This window comes from Telluria sp. ZT3P39, assembly GCF_059685935.1.
The window spans coordinates 1-7,475 of sequence record NZ_JCASIH010000047.1 but is presented as its reverse complement, the minus strand read 5'-3'; the positions used below and the strand labels follow the sequence as shown (position 1 = coordinate 7,475).

Annotated in this window: 4 protein-coding genes; all 4 read right to left on the bottom strand. The window is 63.3% G+C overall.

What is annotated here, in order from left to right; translation table 11 throughout:
• Nucleotides 1-402 precede the first annotated feature (402 nt).
• From AC56LR_RS21375 to AC56LR_RS21360, 4 genes are read right to left on the bottom strand one after another with little or no spacing between them, the layout of a single operon-like run.
• Nucleotides 403-1,602 carry a Wadjet anti-phage system protein JetD domain-containing protein gene (locus tag AC56LR_RS21375; protein WP_497133460.1) on the bottom strand — a complete coding sequence of 400 codons (1,200 nt, stop codon included), beginning with the start codon at nt 1,600-1,602 and terminating at the stop codon, nt 403-405.
• A gap of 5 nt (nt 1,603-1,607) precedes the next feature.
• Nucleotides 1,608-5,048, bottom strand: a complete 3,441-nt coding sequence (locus tag AC56LR_RS21370; RefSeq protein WP_497133459.1) for an ATP-binding protein — start codon at nt 5,046-5,048, stop codon at nt 1,608-1,610.
• Nucleotides 5,045-5,638 carry a DUF4194 domain-containing protein gene (locus AC56LR_RS21365; protein ID WP_497133457.1) on the bottom strand — a complete coding sequence of 198 codons (594 nt, stop codon included), beginning with the start codon at nt 5,636-5,638 and terminating at the stop codon, nt 5,045-5,047. Before AC56LR_RS21365 ends, AC56LR_RS21370 begins: the two co-directional genes overlap by 4 nt.
• Nucleotides 5,631-7,088: a DUF3375 domain-containing protein gene (locus AC56LR_RS21360; RefSeq protein WP_497133455.1), complete on the bottom strand. Its 1,458-nt coding sequence runs from the start codon at nt 7,086-7,088 to the stop codon at nt 5,631-5,633. Before AC56LR_RS21360 ends, AC56LR_RS21365 begins: the two co-directional genes overlap by 8 nt.
• Nucleotides 7,089-7,475: the final 387 nt, after the last annotated feature.

The following is a 7,475-nucleotide window of genomic DNA, read 5'->3' as shown; positions in this document are numbered from 1 at the left end:
TGACATTTCTGTCACCCTTATTGCTAAGGGGTCGCTCACTCAAAATACTGACCGTCATCTCATTGCTGAGACAACGCTATTTCTTTTTTGTGAACATTTGATAATTTAAGTAATCAATGACCGAAGTCACTGGCACCTTCATCAAACGCCCACACTTATCGACTGTAAATTGTTAAAGAACTGTATTCGGACCTGCCTTGCTGTGTTCTGTCGAAGCGTTGTGTTCGTCAGCAGCAGAGAAGAGAGAGTATGCGGCGTTTTGCGTTTCTCGTCAACCCCTTCGTTTCCTTCGCTGTGGCTGCCTTCAGGGCTGCTTCTGCGTCGGAGGAGCAGAACTATAGCAAATGATCACTGCGGCCGCAAGCCTTAACATTCGCCTGCTGCCTGAGCTGCGAACAACGGTTATACCTTGCGAATCGCTCCCTGCGCCCACTGGTAGCCTATACGCTCCTGCTCCATCCGTACGTGCTCGCCGTGGAGGTTGTCACGCAGCGCGAGGAAGAGCTGCTGCTCGTCATTCGTGAGTCGACTCAGGGTAGCGAGGTAGCGCTTTTCAGGCTCTTCTTTTCCCCACAGCCTCTGGTGTGCCTGCAAGGTTTGCTCGTCCATCAGCAAAGAGCGCACATGCGGAATGTTCGCGCGCAGCCGGTCGAGGATCGCAAACCCGTGAGTGTCGATGTCTCCCCAATAATGCAGCTCCTTGTCGTGCAGCCATGCGGTCTGCGCCAGGCGGTCGATCCCGTAACCGCCGCCAAATACCACCATCGCCGAGCGCGCCGCGGGAAAGGCGAGCGCGTTCACCTCGTTCTCGGTAACGAATACCCGTTGCACGCCGGTGTCGAGGGTCGCGAACTGGGCTACCGGCACGGTCAGATCCGACAGGCCACCGATGAAATGCTCCGGGTCGAGCATGCGAAAGCGGATCAGCGCCGGCTTGGCCAGGAGTCCGAACCGGGTTTCGAACTGGCCGACGCCGTTTGCACCGGCCAGGATTGCCCCGGGGGGCATGACCTGGTCCAGCAGCTCCGCAAACAAGCCCTTGCGCGACTCGATGAATTTCGTGTGCACCCCCTCGATGTCGAGCTGGCGCAAGTAAATGCCGGGCTGCGGGTGCGCCACGAACCAGTGCAGCACCGCCAGGACACGCTCCCATGCGTCCGCGTGCTCCAGCAGCTTGAGCGGCTGGCTGCACAGCCAGGCGCGCAGGGCCGGGAACGCCTTGAGGGTGGCGCCCGCGAGTCGGTCGAAGCGCCGGGCGTCCGCGGCGCGGCCAATCATGCGCAGCGCGTCGTCTTCGGACGGGATTACCGCCGCTACCGGGATACTGTTGCGTCCGAGCTGGCGGTGGTTGACCGCACGCCAGACCAGGTCGTAGCCGTATCCTTTGCGGTCGCGACCCGTCCCGGCGAGGTCACCAATCCATGCGCGCACCGCCTCGAACTGTTCTCCCATGTCGGCAACGCTGGGCTGCCTCACACGCAGTTCATAGGGGAATAGCGTAGCGCCTTCGACCCGCGCGCGGAGCAGCGCTCCGCTGTCCCATAGCGCGCGGGTGCTGGCGACGATGTCTTCCGGTGTCGTCCATTTTGCAGCGCGAGGCACGCCCCTCATCCGGCGCGCGCCTCGCGCTCGGCGCGGAATTCTTCGATGCTCAGGTAGCGCAGCATCGACTGGCGCCCTTCCTCGCTGTGCACGAATCCAAGCCCGGCAACATAGGGCTCGATGATGTGGATCTTCTGCAGCGGAGTGACGATCAGCAGCTGCAGGTTCATGCGGCGGAACAGCTCGAGCCCGTAGCGCGCCGACTCGTCGGAGCCGCGGCCGAATGCTTCATCGATGACCACAAAGCGGAACGAACGCGATCGCACCGCGCCCCACTCCAGGCCAAACTGGTAGGCAAGGCTCGCCGCGAGCACGGTATAGGCGAGCTTTTCTTTCTGGCCACCGGATTTACCGCCCGCGTCGGAATAATGCTCGTGCTCGCGGCCATCTTCGCGCCAGCGCTCTGACGCCGAGAACACGAACCAGTTGCGCACGTCGGTCACCTTGCGGGTCCAGCGCTTGTCCATTTCGGCGCTGCCTTCGCGGCCTCGGAAGCGCTCGATGATGCGCCGCACCTGCAGGAATTTGGTTTCGGTGTATTCCTCGTCGGGCGATCCGGTGAGAGCGCCTTCGGTACAGCTGCGCAGGTCGTGCTGGAAGTCGCGCAGGTCTGCGTCCAGGCTCGGCTCCGCTTCCAGCGCAATGTAGCGGTTGGGGTTGTAGTCGATCGCATGCAGCGAGGTGTTGATGGTGTCGATGCGTTCGCGGATGGTCTCCCTTTCGCGCTTGAGCTGCGACTGGAAACCGGCGATTTCGCGAATCGTGTTCTCGTTCAGCAGTTCCTTGAAGCGGCTGGCGAAGCGCGGCAGGTCGTCTGCCTGCAAGGCGTTGAGCATGCGCCTGAATTCGCCGGCCGCCTCGATGCTGACGTCGACCTCGCGCGCGTCGAGCGGCCAGGTGGTCGTGTAACTCTGCATGGCTGAAATGATCGCATCGCGCAGCCGGTCGATCTTCTTGCCTTCGGCGTCGATGCGCGCCTGCAGGAACTCGCGCATGTCGCGCTCGCGGTTGTCGGACGATTCCACTGTCAGCACGTGCTCGCCCAAGGCCTCGGCGCGCAGGGCGTCCAGTTTCAGCTCAAGCGCCGCGGCCGGGGAATCGATATAGCCGGCGGCCAGCAGAGCGGACTCCTCGCGCAGCTGCCGTGCGTGGCGCAGCTTCTCGGCGACGGTGGCCTCCGTAGCCTTGGCGGCGCCGTGCCGGGCTTCGCTTTCGGACTGGGCAAGCTCAAGCTCGCGCAACTGGGCTTGCAGGGTGCGCAGCAGGTCGGACGACGCCGCGAGTTCCTGTTGCTCGCGCTCGAGCTGGTCGATGGCGGCGACCAGCGGTTTCCAGTCCAGCTCCGCGAAATCGGCATAGACCGCCAATTGCTGCCACAGGCCGTGCAACCTGTTCCATTCCTCGACTTCTTCCTTCAAGCTTCGGATCTGCTGGGCGTGTGCATGAATGCGCGTCGCCAGGTCACGCTCCTGCTTTGCAAGCGCGGCGATCTTCGCTTCATTGGTCCAGCCGAGCACGAAGCGAGTGCGGTCATCGATCTGGTGGCGGTCGTCTTTCTCGTGGCGCTCACCGCCAGACTTCACCTGGCCATTGGGCGTGATCGCCCGCTGCTCGCGGCGGAACTGGTCCATGCTGTCACAGCATGCATAGTCGAAACGCCGCGCCAGCTCCGCCTCGATCCAGCCATAGAAGGGCGAATCGGGCTGGATCGCCAGCTTGCGCGCCAGCGAATGCGGATGGGTCGCCTGTCTCGCGGATGTCACGGCCGGGCGCACCCGGTAATACACCAGCCGCGCGCCAAGGTGGGTGCGGTCAGCCCAGGCGGCAACCTGGGCGTAGTAGGGTTCCGGAACCAGCAGGGAAAGGCCAAACGCGTGCAACAGGCGCTCGGCCGCGCCCTCCCATGCGCGCTCGTCGTCGCGAACCTGGATCAGTTCACCGGCGAAGGGCAGCTTGTCCGCAGGGAGAGACAATGCTTCGCACATGGCTTCGCGAACCATCAACACCTGGCGTGGGATGTTCGAGCGGCGCTGGCGCAACGACTCGAGTTCGCCGGTCAGTTCGCCGTGCAGGCGCCGCAATTCGCGGACTGTTACCCCCGCTTCGGTCAGGCGGTTGCTGCGTTCGTCGCGCTGCACGATGCACTCGGCCTGTCCCTGCTCGATGGCGCGCCGATTGGCGTTGAAGGTGTCGCTATCGAGCGCGCCGGGCAAGCCGACCGCGCCCGCAATCAGCTTGTACTTGTCGGCACGTGCGCCCCTTTCGTGCCTGGTCGCCTCCAGCCGGGCGATGTCGCCCTTGATCTGTTCGATCCGGTTGCCCCCGTTTGCCGAGATCGCCGCGGTGAGCTCGTCGCGCGTCCGGTTTTGGGCGCGCCGCAGTTCCTGCAGCTGCGCCAGCATGCCCGCCGCCCGTTCTTCTTCGGCTTCGAGGTTGGCGATGCGCTTGTCGAGCAGCGCTGCCTTCAGTCCGGCGAACCAGGGGCGCAGCGCATCGCGGCAAGCCCGCAGTTCGTCCACGCTCTGGACCAGCGCAGCATGGCGGTCGCAATCGGCAGCGAGGGGCAGCAACGCATCGATCTGGGCCTGGGCCTTCAGGACTGCTTCGTGTGCGCGATTCAGGTCGTCGAAGTGCGCGATCAGCGCGTCGATGCGGGGCTGCACCGGGAACGGCTCGAGCATGTGTTCGCGCACGAACTCGGTGAGGTTGCCGACCGATTTCATGGAAACGGTCTGGTTGAACAGGTCCATCGCCTGCTCGGAAGCAATGCCGAAGCGGCGCCGGAACTCGGCGCCATAGGGCGGAAAGCTGTCGAACAGGGTAAGCCCGGCGATGCCGCGCAGGCGCTTGCGCAGCTGCGTGATGTCGGTGCCAAAGCCTGCGAAGTGCTCCGCAATCGACAGGCTGGCGTCGGCCACGACGTAGAACCGCTCCGGCTGGCCACGGGGATCCTTCAGCCAGAATACCTGGGCCAGGGTGACGCTCTGGTCGAAGCCTTCGTTGCGGAATTCCGCCAGCAGGACGGAATAGCTGTGGTGGTCGCGCAGCGGAACGGCGCGCGCGCTCATCCCGGTGTCGCCGCGCTCGGATTTGTAGTGGCCGAGCACATAGGTACGCAGGCTGCGCTCGCGCGCCTCGGCGCCGGCGGCCTTGTTGTACGAAATCTTGTTGGGCGGGACCAGCAGGGTCGTCAGTGCATCCACCAGTGTCGACTTGCCCGAGCCGATGTCGCCGGTGAGCAGCATGTTGTCGCCGCCCGGTTGCATGCGCCACACGCGCTGGTGGAAAGTGCCCCAGTTGTACACCTCAAAGCGGTGCAGGCGAAAACCCGCCCGTTCCGCGCCGTCGGCCGGCGCCGGTGGCGGCTCGGCGTCACCGGGCTCGTCCAGATTGAACTGCGCCTGGAGAGCGTGTGCGGACGAATCGAATCCTGACGGTGCGTTCATGCGCTTTCCTCCCCGCCGGCCGATGTGGCGTGGCTCGTGTACGCTTCGAGCCGCTTGTCGAATTCGTCGAGCCACTGCGCGTCGACGAAGGCCTTCAGGATGCGGCGGACTTCATACTGGTTATCCGGTCCGCGCAGCCGGCGCAGGAATCCGAGCTCGACAACCTTGTTGAGGTGGGTTTCCATCCGGTCGAGCAAGCGTGCTTCGTTCGCGGTATCGGGCAGGAACAGGCGCATCTGCTCGGCGATGTCTTCGCGGCTGACCACCAGCCTGCTATCGCCTCCCGTCGCGTCGACTTCCGCCAGTTTCTTGCGCAGCAGGACCAGAATCAGGCTGACCGGAAAACTGAGCGGGCGCCGCTGGACCAGGCGCGGCATGTCGGCCTCTTCCACTGACCGGGGGCGCTGGCGCAGATAGGCGTAGCCTTCGGCCTCGTCGAAGATCAGCTCGAGGCCGATGACGGCGCAGTAGTCGCGCACCCGTGCCTGAAGGTCGAGCAGGGCCTGCCAGGGAGCGGCGGCATTCTCGCGGTACAGTACGCCCTGGAACAGGCTGACCAGGATGGGGGCGAGTCGGTCGTCGTCATTCATAGGGTGTTTGCTCACGTACGGTAAAGATGACAAGTGGTAGCGATGCCTGGCGGACGCGACCGGCGCCGTCGGTCCAGGACACCAGTTCGTTGCGCTCATCGTCAATGACGGCTGCGACCTCCTGCGTCGCGAGCTTCAGGTAGGTGGCAAGCTCGGCCAAGCCCTGCTCGATCGGGCGTTCCGCTACCAGTGCTGCCAGGGATATCTGCTTGCGCCCCTGCAATGCCCGACGGATGTTCGACAACAGGCGCGCCTGATCGACGTGGACCTGTTCGAACAGGGCGTCGCTCGCGATGTCGTGGGTAGTGTCGTCCATCGTGACGTTGCGGATATCGGCCTTGAAAGGCGGATTGTAAAGCACGCGCTCCATTGGCAGGCCGATCTCCGGCGCAGGCTCGTCGATGGATGCGAATGACCCGTCGGGCACCTGGCCCCGCAAGGCCAGCGCCTTTTGCTCGACGCTGCGAATCAGCTCCATGATGCGGCGGTTTTCCATCCAGGCCTGGTCGTCCAGGTAACGGCGCAACTGCCCGGACAAGCGCGCCACGGTACGCTGCGTGACCTCGCCGGCTTCCAGCCAATCGTAATGGATGCGCCTGATGCGTCCATCGGGTTCCAGCTCGCGAATCGGTCCAAGTTGCATGACACGCTCCAGTAGCTTGCCGAGTTCGTCCTGGCGCGACGGCGACATCAAGAGATCCCAGAACGCACGGAAACTGCGTCCTTCGTCGGAATCGGCGATCAGGTCACGCCAGCCGAACACTTGCTGCAGCAGTTCGCCCTTGCCCCCGTCCCAGGTGGCGATCTGCTCACGTACGCTCCGATCCAGACTGCGGAAATTCTGGTCGAGTGCGCGAAAATCGGACAGCAGCTCGCGCGCAGTGCTCGCCATTTGCAGGAACCGTTCGCGCACTTGGGTCGGCTCCATCAAATCCAGGCGCCCTTCGCGGATCTGGGCGATCTCGGCGTCGATTTCCGCCTTGCGCTTCTGTAGTTCTTCGATGCGCGTGCGCGGGTTCAGTTCGGTGCCGTCGACGATCTGTTTAAGCAGATCAAACACGGTCATCAGGCGCGATTCGGTGCCAATGAACGCACGCTGGCCGAGGGCGTCCAGCCACTCGATGGCCTGTTCCGCAGAAGAGGTAAGGTCATAGTGTGGCTCGTCTTGCCCGTGCGGATAATATTTCCGGAGCCAGCCACGCTCGTCGGAAGCCCAGTCGTCCAGATAGGCCGTGGCGCTTTTCGGATATGCACCCTGGCCTTCCGCTTCGTGGATCTGGAAAAGATGATCGTCGAGCTGGGTGGCGAGTTCCTGGCGCGGAATCGTGCGGATGTTCGGCGCGACGAAGCTGCGATGCAGGAAACTGGCGATCATGGGAGCATGGTCGGCCGCGAGAAGACGCCAGGCGGGATGCGAACGCCGCTGGAGAACAAGCTGGTGGTAGTCCATCGTCCGTTGTCATGTGGTGAATCGTATGACTGTACTGTGAGTTCGGTGGTTTGACAAAGGATGGGAGAAAACCAGGTCAAATGAAGTTCCGGCTTGCGCCGGAACGACGGTCCGAGGGCTAACGCAAAGATTATGCTGGCGCGGCGTTCCAACGCAATATGCACTCATCACCACCGCTTGCACCGTCGCCCCGGCGAAGGCCGGGGCCCAAGTTCGCAGTGCAGCCACCGGCGCCTGCCCGATGAGATGCGTTCGATATGGGCGCACAAGCGCAAAAAACCCCACCGGATCACCGGTGGGGTTTTGCTTATAACTAGCCTGACGATAACCTACTTTCACACTGGTTGCAGCACTATCATCGGCGCAAAGTCGTTTCACGGTCCTGTT